The organism is Burkholderia sp. LFS061, from assembly GCF_047978125.1.
GTDB classification, from domain to species: Bacteria; Pseudomonadota; Gammaproteobacteria; order Burkholderiales; family Burkholderiaceae; genus Burkholderia; species Burkholderia pyrrocinia_C.
Window position 1 is genome coordinate 73,421 of sequence record NZ_JBFPFS010000021.1, and the last position, 19,111, is coordinate 92,531.

20 protein-coding genes and 1 tRNA gene are annotated in these 19,111 nt (G+C 68.2%); 10 read left to right on the top strand and 11 right to left on the bottom strand.

The annotated features are described in order from the left end of the window. The first annotated feature begins 48 nt into the window (after positions 1-48). The 4 genes from tolB (at position 49) to ACNQQL_RS19655 (ending at position 2,845) form a co-directional block, all read left to right on the top strand. A complete protein-coding gene (gene tolB, locus ACNQQL_RS19640) occupies positions 49-1,344 on the top strand; it encodes a Tol-Pal system beta propeller repeat protein TolB (protein WP_034182821.1) in 1,296 nt (431 codons plus the stop codon). Between the two features lie 17 nt (positions 1,345-1,361). After that, positions 1,362-1,871, top strand: a complete 510-nt coding sequence (gene pal, locus ACNQQL_RS19645; RefSeq protein ID WP_034182820.1) for a peptidoglycan-associated lipoprotein Pal — start codon at positions 1,362-1,364, stop codon at positions 1,869-1,871. 19 nt (positions 1,872-1,890) lie between these two features. Beyond that, a complete protein-coding gene (ybgF, locus tag ACNQQL_RS19650; protein WP_175962490.1) occupies positions 1,891-2,640 on the top strand; it encodes a tol-pal system protein YbgF in 750 nt (249 codons plus the stop codon). 128 nt (positions 2,641-2,768) lie between these two features. Further along, positions 2,769-2,845 (top strand) — tRNA-Lys (locus ACNQQL_RS19655). A gap of 174 nt (positions 2,846-3,019) precedes the next feature. Here ACNQQL_RS19655 and ACNQQL_RS19660 read toward each other — a convergent pair. The 8 genes from ACNQQL_RS19660 to ACNQQL_RS19695 form a co-directional block, all read right to left on the bottom strand. Next, entirely contained in the window at positions 3,020-3,967 is a 948-nt protein-coding gene (locus ACNQQL_RS19660; RefSeq protein ID WP_347065160.1) for a fatty acid desaturase family protein, read from the bottom strand. After that, entirely contained in the window at positions 3,964-4,587 is a 624-nt protein-coding gene (locus tag ACNQQL_RS19665) for a phosphatase PAP2 family protein (RefSeq protein WP_347065161.1), read from the bottom strand. Before ACNQQL_RS19665 ends, ACNQQL_RS19660 begins: the two co-directional genes overlap by 4 nt. Next, on the bottom strand, positions 4,584-5,741 hold the full coding sequence (locus tag ACNQQL_RS19670; protein ID WP_347065162.1) for a hypothetical protein: 1,158 nt from the start codon (positions 5,739-5,741) through the stop codon (positions 4,584-4,586). Before ACNQQL_RS19670 ends, ACNQQL_RS19665 begins: the two co-directional genes overlap by 4 nt. Further along, on the bottom strand, positions 5,738-6,487 hold the full coding sequence (locus ACNQQL_RS19675) for a hypothetical protein (RefSeq protein WP_347065163.1): 750 nt from the start codon (positions 6,485-6,487) through the stop codon (positions 5,738-5,740). The genes ACNQQL_RS19670 and ACNQQL_RS19675 overlap by 4 nt, the downstream gene beginning before the upstream one ends. Further along, positions 6,484-7,434: a hypothetical protein gene (locus ACNQQL_RS19680; RefSeq protein WP_347065164.1), complete on the bottom strand. Its 951-nt coding sequence runs from the start codon at positions 7,432-7,434 to the stop codon at positions 6,484-6,486. The genes ACNQQL_RS19675 and ACNQQL_RS19680 overlap by 4 nt, the downstream gene beginning before the upstream one ends. Positions 7,435-7,561: 127 nt before the next feature. Further along, positions 7,562-8,623: a glycosyltransferase family 2 protein gene (locus ACNQQL_RS19685; protein ID WP_347065165.1), complete on the bottom strand. Its 1,062-nt coding sequence runs from the start codon at positions 8,621-8,623 to the stop codon at positions 7,562-7,564. A 139-nt stretch (positions 8,624-8,762) separates the two neighbouring features. Continuing rightward, the gene (gene yiaA / locus ACNQQL_RS19690) at positions 8,763-9,200 is read right to left on the bottom strand and encodes an inner membrane protein YiaA (protein WP_347065166.1); all 438 of its coding nucleotides are present in this window, start codon (positions 9,198-9,200) and stop codon (positions 8,763-8,765) included. A gap of 103 nt (positions 9,201-9,303) precedes the next feature. Next, positions 9,304-10,251 (bottom strand): AraC family transcriptional regulator, encoded by a 948-nt coding sequence (locus ACNQQL_RS19695; RefSeq protein ID WP_347065167.1) that lies wholly within the window; start codon positions 10,249-10,251, stop codon positions 9,304-9,306. A gap of 129 nt (positions 10,252-10,380) precedes the next feature. On the opposite strand from ACNQQL_RS19695, the gene ACNQQL_RS19700 reads away from it, so the two are divergent. The 3 genes from ACNQQL_RS19700 to ACNQQL_RS19710 all read left to right on the top strand — a co-directional run bounded on the left by ACNQQL_RS19700 (position 10,381) and on the right by ACNQQL_RS19710 (position 12,804). After that, on the top strand, positions 10,381-10,710 hold the full coding sequence (locus tag ACNQQL_RS19700) for a carboxymuconolactone decarboxylase family protein (protein WP_072436251.1): 330 nt from the start codon (positions 10,381-10,383) through the stop codon (positions 10,708-10,710). A gap of 234 nt (positions 10,711-10,944) precedes the next feature. Further along, positions 10,945-11,778: a class II glutamine amidotransferase gene (locus ACNQQL_RS19705; protein WP_347065168.1), complete on the top strand. Its 834-nt coding sequence runs from the start codon at positions 10,945-10,947 to the stop codon at positions 11,776-11,778. 213 nt (positions 11,779-11,991) lie between these two features. Continuing rightward, entirely contained in the window at positions 11,992-12,804 is an 813-nt protein-coding gene (locus ACNQQL_RS19710) for a mechanosensitive ion channel family protein (RefSeq protein ID WP_204425864.1), read from the top strand. Positions 12,805-12,882: 78 nt separating this feature from the next. Here the strand turns inward: ACNQQL_RS19710 and ACNQQL_RS19715 are convergent, their stop codons facing one another. Then, positions 12,883-13,566, bottom strand: coding sequence for a DedA family protein (locus tag ACNQQL_RS19715; RefSeq protein WP_347065169.1), 684 nt, complete (start codon positions 13,564-13,566; stop codon positions 12,883-12,885). A 181-nt stretch (positions 13,567-13,747) separates the two neighbouring features. On the opposite strand from ACNQQL_RS19715, the gene mutL reads away from it, so the two are divergent. Both mutL and miaA read left to right on the top strand, forming a co-directional pair. Next, positions 13,748-15,730, top strand: coding sequence for a DNA mismatch repair endonuclease MutL (gene mutL / locus ACNQQL_RS19720; protein ID WP_347065170.1), 1,983 nt, complete (start codon positions 13,748-13,750; stop codon positions 15,728-15,730). Next, complete coding sequence (miaA, locus tag ACNQQL_RS19725; RefSeq protein ID WP_347065171.1) at positions 15,727-16,701, top strand: tRNA (adenosine(37)-N6)-dimethylallyltransferase MiaA; 975 nt, start codon at positions 15,727-15,729, stop codon at positions 16,699-16,701. The genes mutL and miaA overlap by 4 nt, the downstream gene beginning before the upstream one ends. A gap of 21 nt (positions 16,702-16,722) precedes the next feature. Here the strand turns inward: miaA and tetR are convergent, their stop codons facing one another. Next, positions 16,723-17,355 carry a tetracycline resistance transcriptional repressor TetR gene (tetR, locus tag ACNQQL_RS19730; RefSeq protein ID WP_347065172.1) on the bottom strand — a complete coding sequence of 211 codons (633 nt, stop codon included), beginning with the start codon at positions 17,353-17,355 and terminating at the stop codon, positions 16,723-16,725. Between the two features lie 62 nt (positions 17,356-17,417). Here tetR and tet(64) point away from each other — a divergent pair, with 62 nt between their 5' ends. Next, positions 17,418-18,611, top strand: a complete 1,194-nt coding sequence (gene tet(64), locus ACNQQL_RS19735; RefSeq protein ID WP_347065173.1) for a tetracycline efflux MFS transporter Tet(64) — start codon at positions 17,418-17,420, stop codon at positions 18,609-18,611. A gap of 33 nt (positions 18,612-18,644) precedes the next feature. Here tet(64) and ACNQQL_RS19740 read toward each other — a convergent pair whose 3' ends face one another. Continuing rightward, positions 18,645-19,040 (bottom strand): YybH family protein, encoded by a 396-nt coding sequence (locus ACNQQL_RS19740; RefSeq protein ID WP_034183413.1) that lies wholly within the window; start codon positions 19,038-19,040, stop codon positions 18,645-18,647. Positions 19,041-19,111 lie beyond the last annotated feature (71 nt).

The window sequence follows — 19,111 nt, forward strand, 5'->3', positions numbered from 1 at the left end:
TCTCTCTGCGGTTGCGCAGCGATCCAAGTCATACGGGAAGCAAGAAGCATGAGTTTGATGACAAAACTAGGTTTCAGGGCACTCGTGGCCTCGTGTCTGATTGCGGCGGGCAGCGCCGCTAACGCCCAGGTCAACGTGCTGATCACCGGTGTCGGTTCGACCCAGTTCCCCATTGCCACAGCGAATTTCGCGAATGAGGCAGGCCTGCCGCAGCAGGTCACGTCGATCGTCCGCGCCGACCTCGCCCGCAGCGGCAAATTCACCAACATCGACGCGGGCAGCACGCCCGTGCCCGAGACCGCCTCGGTCGATCTCGGCGCATGGAAGGCCAAGGGCGCGAATGCGTTCGTCGCCGGCAGCGTGAACCGCGACGCGAACGGCCAGTACAAGGTCAACTTCATCCTGTACGACACCGTGAAGCAGCAAAGCCTCGGCGGCCTGTCGCTGACGGCCACCGACACCACGCTGCGCACGGCCGGCCACAAGATTGCCGACTACATCTACCAGAAGCTGCTCGGCGTGCGCGGCGTGTTCGCCACGCGCCTGTCGTACGTGATCAAGACCGGTAATCGCTACCAGCTGCAGATCTCGGATTCGGACGGCCAGAACGCGCGCATCGCACTGTCGAGCACCGAGCCGATCATCTCGCCGGCCTGGTCGCCGAGCGGCACGAAGGTCGCGTACGTGTCGTTCGAGCGCAAGAAGCCGATCGTCTACATCCATGACCTGCCGACCGGCCGCCGCTACATGGTCTCGGACCAGAAGGGCAACAACAGCGCACCGGCATGGTCGCCGGACAGCAACACGCTCGCCGTCGCGCTGTCGCTGACCGGCAACACGCAAATCTATACGGTCAATGCGAACGGCGGCGGCCTGCGCCGTCTCACGCAGAGCAGCTCGATCGACACCGAGCCGTACTACTCGCCGGACGGCCGCTGGATCTACTTCACGAGCGATCGCGGCGGCGCGCCGCAGATCTACCGGATGCCGGCACAGGGCGAAAGTGCCGGTGCCGCGCAGCGCGTGACCTTTACCGGCAGCTACAACACGAGCCCGCGTGTGAGCCCGGACGGCAAGCTGCTCGCCTACATCTCCCGCACCGGTGGGGGCTTCAAGCTGTATGTTCAGGATCTGCAATCCGGAGCGGCGAACGCCATCACGAATACGAATCACGACGAATCGCCGAGCTTCGCGGCAAACGGCCAGTACCTTCTGTACGCTACCCAGTCGGGTGGTCGCAACGTTCTGGCTGCAGTGCCCTCCGACGGCAGCGCGCCGCCACAGATCCTGTCCGTCCAGGGCGGCTCCGTTCGTGAGCCGTCCTGGGGGCCCTTCATGCAATGACCACAAGGAGAGTAACCATGATGTCGAATAAAGCTCGTCTGGCTCTGGCCGTGATGATGATCAGCGCGCTCGCAGCGTGCAAATCGGGCGTGAAGCTCGACGACAAGGCAAACGCGGGTGCAGTCAGCACGCAACCGAGCGCCGACAACGTCGCGCAAGTGAACGTCGATCCGCTGAACGACCCGAACAGCCCGCTCGCGAAGCGCAGCATCTACTTCGACTTCGACAGCTATTCGGTGAAGGACGAGTACCAGCCGCTGATGCAGCAGCACGCTCAGTACCTGAAGAGCCATCCGCAGCGCCACGTGCTGATCCAGGGCAACACCGACGAACGCGGCACGAGCGAGTACAACCTCGCACTGGGCCAGAAGCGTGCGGAAGCCGTCCGCCGCGCGATGGCGCTGCTCGGCGTGAACGATTCGCAGATGGAAGCCGTGAGCCTCGGCAAGGAAAAGCCGCAGGCAACGGGTCACGACGAAGCGTCGTGGGCGCAGAACCGTCGCGCCGACCTCGTCTACCAACAGTAAGTAACGGAAGAGTCGCCGTATGACGCATCGTGTATCCTGGCTGCGCGTTGCCGCAGCATTCTGCGTCGCCGGCGCGGCGTGGTCGGCCGCGCCGGCGCACGCCGGCGTGTTCGACGACAACGAAGCACGCCGCGCCGTGCTCGACCTGCGCAGCAAGACCGACAACCTGGCGAGCCAGTTGTCCGCCGCCCAGCGTACGATCCTCGATCAATCCGGCCGTCTCGACCAGTTGAACCAGCAGGTTGCGACGCTGCGCGGCGAGAACGAGGACCTGACGAACCGGCTGACGACGCTCGAGCGGCAGCAGAAGGAGTACTACCAGGATCTCGACGCGCGGCTCAAGAAATTCGAGCCGCAGCAGGCGACGATCGACGGTGTCGAAGGCACCGTGCAGCCGGGTGAAACGGATGCGCTCAACGCGGCGCAGCAGCAGTTCCGCAACGGCAACTTCAAGGCGGCGGCGGCGTCGTTCCGCAGCTTCATCGCGAAGTATCCGCAGAGCCCCCACCAGCCGACCGCGCAGTACTGGCTCGGCAACGCGCAATACGCGCTGCGCGACTACCGCGGTTCGACGGCGACGTGGCAAGGGATCGTCAGCAAGTACCCGCAACACCCGCGCGCGGCCGACGCTCTCGTGGCGATCGGTACGAACCAGCTCGAACAAGGCCAGAAGGCGGCCGCGAAGAAGACGTTCGAGCAGGTGGTGTCGCAGTACGCCGGGTCGAACGCGGCGCAGACGGCGCAGGGCAAGCTCGAAACGATCAAATAATTATCGCGGCGGATTGTTGACTCACCGAAAATCCGTCGCTATAATCTTTTGCTCTTTGGGTCGCAAGCAAGCCGCATCAGCTACAGCCTGAAGCCGTTTTCTCGTTCTCGAGCAGTTTTTGAGGACGTGGGGTGGTAACTCAGTTGGTTAGAGTATCTGACTTTTAATCAGAGAGTCGAGGGTTCGAGTCCCTCCCACCCTACCATCTATCTTTTCGATAGTTGCAATTAAAGCCTCCCGCGCGGAGGCTTTTTTGCGTCTGCCTCTTGCCGTGTCGGGCTCGAATTCTCTACTTCGTATCCGATTGTGTACGCAAGCATCCGGCATCCTCGCCCACCGTCGCCCCGGCGTATACAACCGCATAATCCCCGCTCGCAAGTCAGCGCACGCTCACGTCGCGCAGCACCGCACCGTATCCCGCGTACAGATTGCCTTCACGCAACAACTGCCGCTGCGCGAGTTGTCGATGCACGACCGGCAGGTTATGGAACGGCATCCGCGTGTACAGGTGATGTTCGATATGGAAATGGATCGCGTGCGGACCGAACAGGAACGTCTGCCACGAACGCCGGACGATCGTGCGCGCGTTGCGGCTCTGGTCCTCGCAAGCCGGCAGCCCCGCGTGCTCGAAGATCGCGCGCACCTGCCCGGCGAGCGGCAACAGCGTGACGGACGGCACGATCCACAACCCGATGTACAGCAGCGGATGTCCGGCCAGCACGAGCGCGCCGAACAGCAAGCCGTTGCCGGCCAGCATCGACGCGACTTCCCATGCCGCATACGCACGCGATTTCCCGACCTTCGGCAACGCGTGCGCAAACTCCCCGCGCGCGAGCTTCACGACGCTCGTCACGTAGCCGATCCCGCATGCATACGCGAGCAGGCGGCCGATCAGCCGGCCGCGCGTCACCGGATAGTCGTGCACGCCGAACAGCAGCGCGACGGGATCGTCCGACTGCATCGGCGCGCGATGGTGCTTCAGATGGCCCGCACGATACGTGCGCAGCGACAGCCACAGCGGACCGGCTGCGAACAACTGACCCAGTACGTCGTTGACGAGCCGGTTCCGTGCCAGCAACCCGTGCGCGCCTTCGTGCATCATGACCGCGAGCGCAAGCTGGCTGCGCGCGATCACGATCGCCGCGAATGCGTATGCGAGCGGATGCGGAAACGCGATCGCCGTCGCGAACGCCCCGGCAATCATCAGCCAGTCGCCTGCCAGCGCCGCGCCGACACGCGGCGCGTTCACGCGAAACAGCTCGGGATCGGGCACAAACGACGCAAGCTCGGCGTTCGGCTCGGCGTGATGAACCTGGGCATCCGTCACGCGAGCCTCCTGCGCAGCGCACGCCGTTCGACCCACAGCGTGCCGACCATCGCGAGCGCGACACCGCCCAATACGTCGGCAACCGTATGCTGCTTGAGCGTGAGCGTCGACGCACAGATCAGCAGACCGATCGCTGTCGCAGCGAGCCGGCTCCGGCTCCGGTCCGTCAGCATCCGGCACGCGAGACACGTCACCGCGACATGCAGGCTCGGAAAACCGTTGGCCGCGAGATCGAGCTGCCACATGCGCGCGAGACGGTCGCGCACGAACGTATTGCCGATCTCCGCGACGTCGGGCCGCGGCACGGCTTCCGGAAACAGCAGGAAACAGACGACACCGAGCACGAACGCGATCAGCACGGCCTCCTTGAACGCGGCGAACGCACGCGGCCGCGCATATGCGGCAAGCGCAATCACGAACGGAAAGAAGCCGACATAGACGAACCACGACCATGCGATGAACGGAATCCGCGCGTCGATCGGCGTGGCGAACACGTAGCGCGGCGTGACGCTGCGCTCCAGCAGAAAGAAGATCGCGAGGCCCACGGCCATGCCGAACGTCGCGGCCAGCATCTGCCGGATATCGGGTCGGCGATCGTCACGCAGCAGCATCGTGTTCATCGCGGCGCCGGCGCTTCGCATCGGGGATTCGCATCGGCCGTCCGTGCATGCGGCCGCAGCGCGAGGAGGTGCGACGTCCACGCATCCACGCGCGCATGCGCATGCTCGCGGCCGGCGATCGTTCCCGCTCGCGTACCCGGATTGCGCATCAGGTCCGCTGCGGCCTGCCCGACCTCCTGCCGAAACGCGGCCGCATCGCCGCGCCACGTGACGATGCGATGCACGAGTTGCAGCCGTGCCGCGCGCGCGGCATTGCTCGCCTGCTCGGGCTGATCGGTCAGCACGAGCAGGATCGGGCGGCGATATACGCGCGCAATCGAAAGCGCGGCCGTTCCGGGTGCGGACACGATCAGCGGCGCGTGCGCGGCACGCATCGCCCAGTCGGTATCGACACCGGTCCAGCCGTCGCGCCCGGCGTAACCCTCACCCACGCGGTGCGCGGCGAGCCCCGCGTCGCGCATGCCGGCCGACAGCGCATCGGCGAGCGCGACATCGCGAAAATGCGGATTCAGATAAACGGCGGCGGCGGCCGGCTCCGAAGCCGGCAGTTCAGCGACGACCGGCACCGGCGTCGGCAACCGGCAATGCCCGCGCGATCGCTGCGCAGCGTCGGCCGCCTCGTATGCAAAGTCGTGTTCGATGCAGCACAGTGCCGAATCGATCTGCCAGTCGACGATCCGCGCAAATGCGCGCGCCAGCGCGCGCGGCAGCCGCGCGTCGAAATTCGCCGTCAGCGCACGGCGCAGACTGCCGCCGAACACGTGAACGATGCGGCGCCGCCAGCCCGGCATCGCGCCCATGAACAGCAGCGCCGGATGAAACGAGTCGTTGATCACTAGGTCGGCATCGCGAACGATCGCACGCAGCCGCGCGATGTCGCGCAGCATGCGCGTCGGCCTGAACATGTAATGCGCGACGTTGCGATCGGTCGCGTCGCGCAGCATGTTCTGCCGCGCGTCGAACTGAACCGCGTAGTGGCGGGACAGCACGGGAGCGTCGATGCCGAACGCGGACAGGAATGCCCGCCCCGCATCGGACGTCGTCAGCACGTCGACCTGCGCGCCGGCCGTGCGCAACGCATGGACGAGCAGTTGTGCGCGCATCAGGTGGCCGCGCGCGTCGGCCGTCGCGAGATAGACGATCCGCGGCATCATGCGCGCGGGCGAAGCGACTGGATCCAGCCGGCCGCGTACATCGCCAGCGCCCCCGTCACGCCGAAACCGGCGTCGATCGCGCGGATCTCGTCCAGCAGCGCGGCGAGATGCACCGCCTCGGACGGCGCGACGAGACGGCGCAGCGTGTCCGAACAGAGCCGGACGTGCCGCGTCTCGTCGGCGAGCACGCGCGCGAGCAGCGGATACAGCGGATGCGCGTCGCCGATCGTCGCGCAGTGGCGCGCCAGCACGCGCATCGCCATCTGTTCCGCGCACAGGCCCGTCGCATAGGCCGGCACAAGCACGCCTTGCGCGAAATGTGGTGCGTAGCGCTGCGCGAGCCGGCGCCATCGCATGATCTTGCGCCGGCTCAGCCAGTCGGGTTCGTGCGGTTTCGTCGATGGCGCCACGCCGCGCATGCGCAGCGCATCGGCAAACGCGGCCGCGTGGCGGCGCTCGTCCGCGAGATGCTGCTCGATCCGCGGCGCGAGCCAGTCCGGCGGCTGTCCGGCCCTGTCCTCGTGCAACGCGCACTCGGTCGCTTCTTCGCCGATCAGGTACATGCGCAGCATCCAGCGCTCGCCATGCGTGCTGCGATGAAGCTGCCGGATCGCCGCCCGCTTGATGCGATCGACGAGATACGCACGTACCCGCGCCGCGCCGTGCGGCACGGGCGCATCGAGACAGTCGAAGCGCTCGCCGTGCGTCGCCTGCGGCGATGCGGGCAGTTCGCCTGCCGCGGTCATGCCGGCACGCCCCGTGCCGACGCGGATTTCGTCGCGGATGCCGCAGCGGCAGCCGGATCGCGACGCCAGCCGAGAATCAGGCCGACGAAGCTTTCCTGCATGAACGCATGCGCGGACGCGGCCGCGCCCGCGAACGCCTCCTCGCGGCCGTTCACGCGCAGATAACCGTTGCCGTCGCGCGCACCGAATTCGATCCGGTCGTTCTTCCTGAAGCCGCGCTCGCGCACCTCCTTCAACAGCGCGCTGCCGTCGAGACCGAACAGGAACAGCTCGCGCTGCGCGACCCACACCGGAATGTGATTGCTCAGTGCATCGAAACGGATCGACCACGTGCCGGATGCAAGTGCGCGGTCGACGTCCGCATCGTGCGGTGCGTTCGACGTGAAGCTTGCTCGTGCGACCGGCTTCGTCAGGCCGCCGACGCCGAGCGCGATCGTGATGTCGTCGGCTGACGGCTGCTTCGGATCGGTCGCGCTCACCTTCACGAGATGCCGCGCGAGCCGCGATGCCAGCGACGGATGCGCGAACAGCGCGAGCGTTTCGTCCGGCGTGAGCACGTCGCGCTCGCCGCCGCCCTCCTTCACGCGCACGCGATACGGATCGATCCGGACATCGCTGAACTTGCCGTGCACCGGCGCATGGACGTACACGTCGCGATCCCATTTCGCACCGTCGCGACGCAGCAGCACGTGCACGCTCAACGGCACGCGCCGGCCGTCGCCGTCGACGCCCGTGCCCTGCAGCAGCACGTCGCCGAGCACGTCCTTCGTGCGGCGATTCGCGTCGCTCGAAAAGACGATCGCGTGCGCGTCGGTATCGATGCTCGCGTGAACGTCGGGCGCATCGAGCGCGACGCGATTGCAGTCCGTCGCGGCCGCGCTCGCGAACGGGCAGCCGCTTTGCGACGCGAAGTGGACGATCCGGCGCCCCGCGTGATCGTCCGGCAAGGCATGGGCGCCGGCGCTGGCGGCAAACAGGGCGAGGCAGGCAACACGGGCGGCGAATGAAGGCATAGTCGTCGTCGGGATGAATGCAGGGAGTCGGAGTGGCGGGGCCGCGGTGCGCGGCGCCGTTTCAATGACGGTGATAGGACAGCGCGTCGAGATCGCGCCGGGCCGATGCCCGTCCCGCGAGCCCGAAACCGCGTGCGAGCGCGCCGAGCGTATCGACGGCGGACGCGGCGATCGTGACGCCGACGGCTGCGAGATAGCGGACGGCGCCAAGCCGCGGCAGTTGCTGGCGATCGAGCGCGCGCAGGCTGTAGCCGAGCCGCATCGCCATCACGCAGAATGGGCCGAGCGGGCCGCTGCGGCCGAGCCACTGCCACTGGCGCGGCAGGTACGCGTTCACGAGATACGGCGTCAGCCCGACGCTGTCCTCGCCGCGCATCCAGCGCAGCTTCAGCGATTCGCGATGCGTGTCCGGCAGCCGATGCTCGGTATGCGCGGCCGGCGCGAACTCGACGGCCACGCCGGCCGCCTGCATCCGCAGCCCCATCACCTGGCAATGCGCGCGATAGACGCCGTCGAGCGGCTCGTAGCGGAATTGCGCGAACACGTCGCGCCGGAACGCGACGTTGTTCGCGTAAAAGTTGCGTGTCGCGCCGTCGCGCAGCGGGCTCGGGAAATACATGAAATCGATCGACGTCAGCGCGATGCCGAGCACGTTCGGCGCATAGCTGGTCCGCCCCGCCACCGCAGCGGGCACATCGCGCGCGAACGGTGCAAGCAGGTGCTCGAGCCAGTCGTCGGCTGGCCGGCAATCGGCATCGCCGAACACGACGATGTCGCAGCGAGCCGCGTCGACACGATCGAAGCCGTCGTTCTTCGCATCGTAGTAGCCGGTGCTCGCGCCGATCTCGACGAAGTCGATCTGGCGGCCGGCCAGCGCGACGATCTGCGCGCACGCATCGGCAGGCAGGCCGTCGTGCGTGATGATCCATTGCGCGAGTGCCGCGGGCGGCACGGTCTGCTTCGACAGCGCCGACACGAGGCGCTTCAGGCTGTCGACAGCCTGTGCGAGGCCGGCGCCGCCGCGCAGGTTGTTCGTCTCCAGCACGAGCGCGGCCTTCGCCGCAACGGCACGGGCGGCCAAGGCCGTGCTCGTGCACGATGCGGCTTCGGTGATGTCTGGCATCCTGAATATCTCCATCGTCATGCGCGACGGCATGGATGAAACGAAACGACGGGGAACCTGCGGCGCGCCGGCGAATGCGGGGCGCCGCAGGCGTCGTCGCGAAACGGGCAGCCTCGGCGGGCGCCCGTTCCGTGCACCGTCACTCCTGGGTGGACGGCTCGGCGTCGGTATAACGCGGCTTCGCGCTCTGTAGGTCGCGCGTGTTCTTCTGCACGGCCACCGCGCCGAACAGCGCGAGCACGAACGACATCGCGTAGAAGCCCTTCTCGCTCAGCTGCAGCGTTGCGTTGAAGAGGCCGACGACCAGCAGCGCGATCGACAGCAGCAGCGCGATCCAGCTGATGCCGTAGTAGATGCCGGTGACGGGGATGCCTTCCGCGCGATCGCGGACGCTTTTCTGCAGCGAGATCGCCGCATAGAGGCCGAACACCAGCACGGTGAAGTAGTAGCCCTTCTCGTTGAGCTGCATGCCGGCGTTCCAGAGCCCGATCAGGAATGCCGCGAAACCTGCGATCAGTGCGGCCCACGACGCGGCCACGAATGCGAACGACGGCTGCTGGGTGGTGGTCTGGTTCATTGCTTTGCCCTCTCTTTCTTCTTGTTCGAAATCGTTTTCGTTGAACTGCGTTTCGCGCATGGTAGCAGCTTTGGCGCGCGCCAAGACGGCCGCGCTTGCAGTCTTACATGCCGCGCTGCGCGCGCCGCCAGCGCCCGGGCGTCGTGCCGAGCACCGCTCGAAACGCCTTGCCGAAGGCCGCCTCGGATTGATAACCGACCGCCTGGCCGATCTCCGCCTGCCCACGCTGCGTATCCAGCAGCAGCGCGCACGCGTGCATCATCCGGATCTGCGCGACGAACGCGCCGACACTCATCCCGGCTTTCTCGCGGAAATGCCGTGCATAGGTCGCGCGCGACATCGCCGCTGCGTCGCCGAGCGACTCGACCGTCCACGGCTGCTCCGGCGCCTGCAGCACGGCCTGGACCGACGGGCCGAGCCGCGCATCGGCCGCGAGCGCGAGCCAGCCGGACGGCACGCGCGCGTCGCGGCCGTACGCGCTCAACGCATACGCGAGCAGCGCCTGGCCGAGCGCATTCACGATCGCGCCGGCGCCCGGCTGCACATTCGACGCCTCGGTGCGCAGCACGCTCGTCAGCAATTGCAGCGGCGCAAACCCCGACGCCTCGCGCAACCCGACGTGCAGCACCTGCGGCAGCGTGCGCATCAGCAGTTCGCCCGCGCCGCGCGCATAGACGAAACGTCCGCACAGCAGGTCCACGCTCGCACTGCCCGGTTCGGCCGGATCGAGATTCGACTTGACCGGGACCACCGCGCCGCCGGCGGCGTCCGGTTCGCGCAGCGGCGCGACCGGCCGCGACCGGCCGGCCCCCGCGTCGAGCAGGTCGTGCGCGCCGCCCGCGGGCAGCAGCACGAAATCGCCGTCGGCGAGCTGCAGCGTGCGCCCGTCGGCGGTACGCAGCCGGCACGTGCCGGCCAGCAGCAGGTGGAACGCCGCCTCGCCGGGTGGCAACGGGTCGTGCGGCATCGCGAACGGCCCGTCGAGCAGGCAGCGCACGTCGAGTTCGACATGGCTGCGGCCCAGCGACAACAGTTGACTCAATGCATCCATGAGACGATTGCGCTAAAAATTGACACTCTAGCGTATCGAAACCCTCAGCGCGAACGATCAGAATAGCCCTGCATCGCCCGAGATCGCGGCCCCCGCCGCCCTCCTCACCTCTACTCGAAAGGACGCATCATGCTGAACTGGAACGAATACCGGAAGGAACTCTCGACGCGCATCGGCGATATCGCCAAGCTGTCGCCCGATACGCTGGCCGGCTACCAGGCGCTGGCAGGGGCCGGCGCCAAGACGGGCCATCTCGACGCGAAAACGCGCGAGCTGATCGCGCTCGCGGTGGCCGTCACGACGCGCTGCGACGGCTGTATCGCCGTTCACACGGCCGAAGCGACAAAGCATGGCGCGACCAGGGAGGAAGTGGCGGAAGCGCTCGGCGTCGCGATTGCGCTGAATGCGGGCGCGGCGCTCGTCTATTCGGCGCGCGTGATGGACGCGCTCGGCAACTGAGCGTGACGGATACGGCGGCGCCGTCGCGGGCCGCCTCGCTGCGTGACGCCCGGCCGCCTGGCCGGGCGGTTGCGCATCGCGGATGCGGGTGCGGATGCGGATGCGGATGCGGATGCGTTACGTATGAGTATCGGCAGCGCGCTTGCACGGACAACCGTGCCGGCAGGCCGCAGACGCGGCCGCGCGGCGAAGTCGGCTACCATGCGCGAACGATTCATCGTGAGGGAGCGCTCCATGTGCCGCTGGCTCGCCTATACGGGCAATCCGATCCATCTCGAGACCGTGCTGTTCCGCGCGAAGCATTCGCTGATCGACCAGAGCCTGCATTCGGAGCTCGGCGCCACGACCACCAATGGCGACGGTTTCGGCATCGGCTGGTACGGGCACCCCGACGAACTGCCGTTCCGCTATCGCTCCGTGCATCCCGCGTGGAACGACCGCAACCTGCGCGAAGCCGCGCGCGCGATCCGCTCGCGGATGTTCATCGCGCATATCCGCGCGGCGACCGAAACGCCCGTGCAGGAAACCAACTGTCACCCGTTCCGCCACGGCCGCTGGCTGTTCGCGCACAACGGGCTGATCCGCGGCTTCCACAAGCTGCGCCGCGACCTGACGATGAAGGTCGATCCAGCACTGTTCCCGACGCTCGAAGGCTCGACCGATTCCGAGCTGATGTTCCGCCTCGCGCTGACGTACGGCCTTGAGCAGACGCCGCTGCAGGCGCTCGAACAGATGGCCGGCGTGGTCGAGGAAACCGCCGCGCGGCATCGCGTGGCCGACCCGCTCAACATGACGGTCTGCGCGACCGACGGCGAACGGATCATCGCGGTGCGCTACTCGAGCGAACGGCAATCGCGTTCGCTGTTCCACAGCACGTCGTTCAAGCACCTGCACGAGCTGTATCCGCATGACCCGCGCATCGCCGAAGTCGGCGACGACGCGTTCATGGTCGTGTCCGAGCCGCTCGTCGACCTGCGCGGCGCGTGGGAGGAAGTGCCGGAGGGCATGGCAATCGTCGCGCACGGGGCGGACGTGCAGCAGCGGCCGTTCGGGCCGCGGCAAAAGTAGCGGCCGCAGGCGTGCGCGTCGTCAGGCGCGGTACGCGAACCGCAAAGAGAGATAAAGAGAATCGTTGCGGATCGACGCGTCAGGCAAGCGTTGACCAACGCGCCAACCACCAGGCCCGTTGCCTCATGGCGCCGCGTCGGCTATAAAGGGCCCATCGATCGAGCCCCCTTACGTTCGATCTTCACCCTTTCCCTTCCCACTCCCGGAGACTTCATGCCCGATCTCGCCACCGCCCAGCAATTCCTGATGACCCGCGGCCTCGACTTCGGCCTCAACCTCCTCGCCGCGCTCGTATTGTGGTTCATCGGCCGCTGGGCGATCCGCATCGGCACGCGCCTGCTCGGCAAGGTCGTACGCCGCAGCGGCAAGGTCGACCCGACGCTCACCGACTACCTGACCTCCGTCGTCGGCGTGCTGCTGACGATCCTGCTGATCCTCGCGATCCTGCAGATCTTCGGCGTGCAGACGACCTCGTTCGCCGCGCTGCTCGCCGGCCTCGGCCTCGCGATCGGCACGGCCTGGGGCGGCCTGCTCGCGCACTTCGCCGCCGGCGTGTTCATGCAGGTGCTGCGCCCGTTCAAGATCGGCGACGTGATCAGCGCAGGCGGCGTCACGGGCACGGTGAAGGAGCTCGGCCTGTTCGGCACGACGATCGTCACCGCCGACAACATCGTGACGATCGTCGGCAACAACAAGATCTTCTCGGACAACATCGCGAACTACAGCGCGACGTCGCACCGCCGCGTCGACCTGACCGCGAAGATCGCGAACGGCGTCGACGCAGTCGACGCGATCAACCGCCTGAAGACGTCGATCCAGCAGATCCCGAACGTGCTGACCAATCCGGCACCGGACGTCGGCGTGCTGCAGTTCACGCCGGAAGGCCCGCTGCTGTTCGTGCGCCCGTCCACGGCGCCCGAGAACTACTGGCAGGTGTACTGCGATACCAACCGCGTGATCATCGAGACGTTCCGCGACGCGCAATACCCGACGCCCGAAACGCCGCTCTCGCATCGCAACGCGTAACGGCGGCGCCGGACGAAAAAAAGCGTGGCAACCGCCACGCTTTTTTATTGCTCGGAACAGGAGCTGAAGCGCGCCAGCTCAGCGCCCGCCCGTCCCCCGCGCTTTGTCCGACTGCCGCCCGCGCACGAGCTTCCATACCGCGCCGAGCGCGACCGGCACGATCGCCGCGCCGATGCCCACCAGCACGATCACGTTCAGGTACTGGCGGACGAACGGGATGTTGCCGAAGAAATAGCCGAGCAGCACGAGCAGCAGCACCCAGACCAGCGCGCCGACCACGTTGAAGAGCTGGAAGCGCGTGGCGCTCATCGACGACGCACCCGCGACGAACGGCGCGAACGTACGCACGACCGGGATGAAGCGCGCGAGCACGATCGTCTTGCCGCCGTGCTTGTCGTAGAACGAGTGGGTCTTCTGCAGCGCGGCGCGATCGAGGAAGCGCTCGAGCACCGGGATATGGGTATTGAATACCTTCGGGCCGACCCAGCGGCCGATCAGGTAGTTCACGGTGTTGCCGGAGATCGCCGCGACGAGCAGCAGCACGATCAGCGCGCCGACGTTCATTTCGCCTGTCGCCGCGAACGCGCCGCCGATGAACAGCAGCGAATCGCCGGGCAGGAACGGGAACACGACGAGCCCCGTCTCGCAGAACACGATCAGGAACAGAACGAGGTAGACCCATGCGCCGTACTGCCGGATGAAATCGCCGAGGAATGCGTCGATATGCAGGACAAGGTTGACGAAATGAAGCAGCGTATCCAAATGCGATTCCTCGAAGGCGAAAGGGCGAAAGGACCGGAATGGTCGGAAAAGGCGGAAGCACCCGCCGGCCAAGGCGGCGCGCGCGACGGAGCCATCATACCGAAACTACCTTAAGGCTCCGTGAAAAAACGTAACTGCCGGCCGCCCCGGCACGCATCCGCCGCCTCGCTATAATTCGGCCATGTCCGATATCACCGAAACGGCCGCGGGCGCCGCGCCCGCCCCCGCTCCGCGCCCGCTGCGCGCGATCCAGCCCCTGCCCGACCAGCTGATCAGCCAGATCGCGGCGGGCGAGGTCGTCGAACGCCCGGCGTCGGTCGTCAAGGAGCTGCTCGAGAACGCGATGGATGCCGGCGCGACGACGCTGCGCATCGTGCTGGAAGAAGGCGGCGTCAAGCGCATCTCGATCACCGACGACGGTTGCGGGATTCCGCCCGACGAGCTGGCGCTCGCGTTGATGCGCCATGCCACCAGCAAGATCCGCTCGCTCGAGGAGCTCGAGGCGGTCGCGACGCTCGGGTTCCGCGGCGAAGCGCTCGCGTCGATCGCGTCGGTCGCCGAGATGTCGATCACGAGCCGGACGACCGATGCCGCGCATGCGATGAAAATCGATGCGCAGACCGGCGTGCTGTCGCCCGCCGCCGGCTCGACCGGCACGACGATCGAGGTGCGCGAGCTGTACTTCAACACGCCCGCGCGGCGCAAGTTCCTGAAAAGCGAGCAGACCGAGTTCGGCCACTGCCTGGAAATGATCCGCCGCGCGGCGCTCGCGCGGCCGGACGTCGCAATCTCGGTGCTGCACAACGGCAAGGCCGTCGAGCACTGGAATGCGACCGAGCCCGCGCAGCGCGTCGCGAAGATCCTCGGCGACAGCTTCGCGACCGCGCACCTGCCGCTCGACGAACAGGCCGGCCCGCTCGCCGTCTACGGCTGCGCAGGCCTGCCGACCGCGAGCCGCGGGCGCGCCGACCAGCAGTATTTCTTCGTCAACGGCCGCTTCGTGCGCGACAAGCTGCTGACGCACGCGGTGCGCGCGGCCTACGAGGACGTGCTGCACGGCGACCGCTACCCGTCGTACGTGCTGTTCCTCGACCTGCCGCCCGAAGCCGTCGACGTGAACGTGCATCCGTCGAAGATCGAGGTGCGCTTCCGCGATTCGCGCTCGATCCACCAGTACGTGTTCCATGCGGTCCAGCGCGCGCTCGCGCGCCACGCGGGCGCGTCGCCGGAAACCACCGCGGGCGGTCACGCCGCGCACATCGAACCCGCGCCGCGCGGGCCCGCCTCGTTCCTGGACACACCGCTCGGCCAGGGCCACGGCCCGGCCACCGGCGGCAGCGGCTTCTCGTCGCCGTCGCCGTCGGCGGCGGGCAACACCTGGATGCGCCAGGCGCGGATGACGCAGGGCACGCTGCCCGTCGCGCAGCCGCTCGCGCTCTACGATGCGCTGTTCGGCCGCAAGGACAGCGGCGCGGGCACGCCGGACGGCACGACCACCGTCGCCCGCGATTCGGCCGACGCGCCGGGTGCGCCTCTGCCGGGCTTCACCGCATCGCCGATCGCCGCCACCGCGCACGACGAGCAGCCGCTCGGCTTCGCGCTCGGCCAGATCCACGGCATCTACGTGCTCGCGCAGAACGCGCACGGGCTCGTGATCGTCGACATGCACGCGGCCCACGAGCGGATCCTGTACGAACAGTTCAAGAACGCGCTCGCCGATCGCTCGGTCGCCGTGCAGCCGCTGCTGCTGCCGGTGTCGATGACGGCCACGCCGGTCGAGATCGGCACGGTCGAGGAAGAACGCGACACGCTGGAATCGCTCGGCTTCGATCTCGCGGTGCTGTCGCCGACGACGCTCGCGATCCGCGCGGTGCCGGCGCTGCTGAAGGATGCCGACCTGCAGTCGCTCGCGCGCGCGGTGCTCGCCGACCTGCACGCGTTCGGCGGCTCGCGCGTGCTCACCGAGCGTCAGCACGAACTGCTCGGCACGCTCGCGTGCCACCACGCGGTGCGCGCGAACCGGCGCCTGACGCTCGACGAGATGAACGCGCTGCTGCGCCAGATGGAGGCGACCGAGCGCGCGGACCAGTGCAATCACGGCCGGCCGACCTGGTATCAGCTCACGCTGAACGATCTCGACCGTCTCTTCATGCGCGGGCAATGAGCGCTCCTTCGCAGTCCACCCCGACGACGATCGCCTGCCTGCTCGGCCCCACCGCTTCGGGCAAGACGGCCGCGGCGCTGGCGCTCGCCGCGCGCCGCCCGATCGAGATCGTCAGCGTCGATTCGGCGCTCGTCTACCGCGACATGGATATCGGCACCGCGAAGCCGACTCGCGAAGAACGCGCGAGCGTGCCGCATCACCTGATCGACATCATCGATCCGGCCGACGCGTATTCGGCCGCGGAATTCCGCGCGGATGCGCTCCGCCTGATCGGCGAGATCGCCGCGCGCGGCCGCACGCCGCTGCTCGCGGGCGGCACGATGCTGTACTACAAGGCGCTGACGCAGGGGCTCAACGACCTGCCGGGCGCCGATCCGGACGTGCGCGCGCAGCTCGACGCCGACGCCGCGCGCGACGGCTGGCCCGCGCTGCATGCGCGGCTCGCGCAGGTCGATCCCGACACGGCCGCGCGGCTCGCGCCGAACGATTCGCAGCGGATCCAGCGTGCGCTCGAAATCTTCATGCTGAGCGGGCAGCCGATGTCGGCGCTGCTTGCCGCGCCGCGGCGCGCGGACGATGCGGCCGCCGCGTACCGCTTCGTGCCGGTCGCGCTCGAACCGTCGAATCGCGCGGTACTGCACGCACGCATCGCGCAGCGCTTCGACGCGATGCTCGACGCGGGCTTCATCGACGAAGTCGAACGGCTGCGCCGTCGCGACGATCTCCATCCCGACCTGCCGTCGATGCGCTGCGTCGGCTATCGGCAGGCGTGGGAATTCCTCGACGGCGACACCGACTACCGGACGATGCGCGACAAGGGCATCTTCGCGACGCGCCAGCTGTGCAAGCGCCAACTCACCTGGCTGCGCGCGATGCCGGAACGGATCGTCGTCGACTGCATCGCGCCGGACTCGACGGCCCGCGCGCTCGACGCGCTCGAACGCGTACTCGACGGCCGCGCGCCGGGCTGACCGCGCCGCCGGCAGCCCGCGTCAGCCGCGCCAGCGCGCTGCCAGATGCGCGCGGGCGCCATCGACGATCAGCGCGACGCCGCGCTCGAACGCTTCGTCGCCGCCGCGCTCGCGCAGCGCGGCCCAGCCCTTCGCGAGCAGCGGATACCCGGCCGCGTCCGGCAGCGGCGCATCGGCTTCGCCGTCCGGCTTCGCCTGTTCTTCCAGCACCCATCCGACCACGAAGCGGCCGAGCGCATACATCACGTCGACCGCTTCATCCGGCGCGAAGCCCGCATCGCAGAGCAGCGCGACCTTGCGTTCGATCGAACCGAAATGCAGCGCGCGCGGCCGCGTACCGGCATGCAGGCGCGCACCGTCGCGATAAGCGAGCAGCGCGTGGCGGAAACTGCGCGCGTTGCCGGCAAGCCATGCATCCCACGCTTCGCCCGGCCGCGGCAGCGACGCGCCGTGGCGCTCGAGCATGATCGCTTCGGCCATCGCGTCGAGCAGCTCGGCCTTGTTCCTGAAATGCCAGTAAAGCGTCGGCGACTGCACGCCGAGCCGCTCGGCGAGCCGCCGCGTGGACAGCCCGTCGATACCGACTTCATCAAGCAGTTCGAGCGCCGCGCGCAATACCGTATCGCGCGTCAATCGCGCCCCTGTGTCCTTCATCTCTATCACCGATAGGGAAACCATGGAATAATCAGCACTCTATCACCGATAGAGTCACCCTCTTGAATCCGTCCCTGATTGCCATCCTGGCCACGGTCCTGCTCGACGCGATCGGCGTCGGGATCGTGATGCCGATCCTGCCCGGCCTGCTGCGCTCGCTCGCCGGCGCGGGCAGCACCGACACGCACTACGGCGTATTGCTCGCGCTGTACGCGTTCGCGCAGTTCCTGTGCGCGCCGCTGCTCGGCGCGCTGAGCGACCGCTTCGGCCGCCGGCCCGTACTGCTCGCGTCGCTCGCGGGTGCCGCGCTCGACTACCTGCTGATGGCGCTCGCACCGACGCTTGCGTGGCTTTACGCGGGGCGGCTGATCGCGGGCATCACGGGCGCAAACGTGGCGGTCGCGACCGCGTACGTCACCGACGTCACGGCCGAACCCGACCGCGCACGGCGCTTCGGCCAGCTCGGCGCGATGATGGGCATCGGCTTCATCGCGGGCCCGCTGATCGGCGGGCTGCTCGGCGCGCTGCACCTGCGCGCGCCGTTCGTCGCGGCCGCGCTGCTCAATGCGCTGAATCTCCTGCTCGTGTGGCGAGCGCTGCCGGAATCGCGGCCGCGCCCGGCCCGCGCAGGCCGCACGGTCGCCGCGCTCAACCCGTTCGCGAGCCTGCGCCGGCTGAGCGGCGCACCCGCGCTCGTGCCGCTGATCGGCATCTACGTGATCGTCGCGCTGGTGTCGCAGGCGCCCGCGACGCTGTGGATCCTGTACGGCCAGGAACATTTCGGCTGGTCGACGCCGATCGCGGGGCTGTCGCTCGCGGGCTACGGCGCGTGCCATGCGCTCGCGCAGGCGTTCGCGATCGGGCCGCTGATCGCGCGGCTCGGCGAGCGTCGCGCGCTCGCGCTGGGGCTCGCTGGCGACGCGCTCGGGCTCGCGGCGATCGCGTTCGCGACCGCCGCATGGGTGCCGTTCGCGCTGCTGCCGCTGTTCGCGGCGGGCGGCATGACGCTGCCGGCGCTGCAGGCGATGCTCGCGCGGCAGGTCGACGATGCGCGCCAGGGCGAACTGCAGGGCACGCTCGCGAGCGTGGCCAGCCTGATCGGCGTGGCGGGCCCACTGGTCGTCACCGCGACCTATGCGGCGACGCGCGCGACGTTGCCGGGGCTCGTGTGGGCCGCGGCCGCGCTGCTCTATCTGCTCGTGCCGCCGTTGCTGGCCGGCACGCGGCCGGCGGGCGCACCGCGGCCGTCCGCCTGAGCGGCCCAGGCGCCGCCATACGCATCGCCGCGTTCAGTGCGCGAGCGTCACGAGATTCGCATCGCGCACAAGCTGCCAGCGGCCGCCGGCCTTGCGGAAGATCGTCAGCGTATGGCCCGAGCGGCGGATCGTTTCGCCGCCCGGCGGCGTCGCGTCGATCTCGAGAAAATTGCGCATGTATGCCCAGTCGCCGATCACGCGCAGCTCGTCGATCCGGTAACGGCCGTCGACCTTCGGTGCATGCTCCGCACCCGCGTTCGCTTCACGCGACGCGGCCGCGAACGCCGCCTTGTCGAACGGCGGCTTGCCGGCCACCATGAAGATCGCGTCGTCGGCGATCAGGTCGAGCACGGTCGCCAGATCGCCGCGCCGGCTCGACACGAACCAGTTTTCCACGAGCTCGCGGATCGCATGTTCGTCTTCGGTCATCGTCGTCCCTCCTTCATCGGCGCCGCGCGCGGCGCCCGAAAAAAAAGCCGCCCGGATCGACTCCGGGCGGC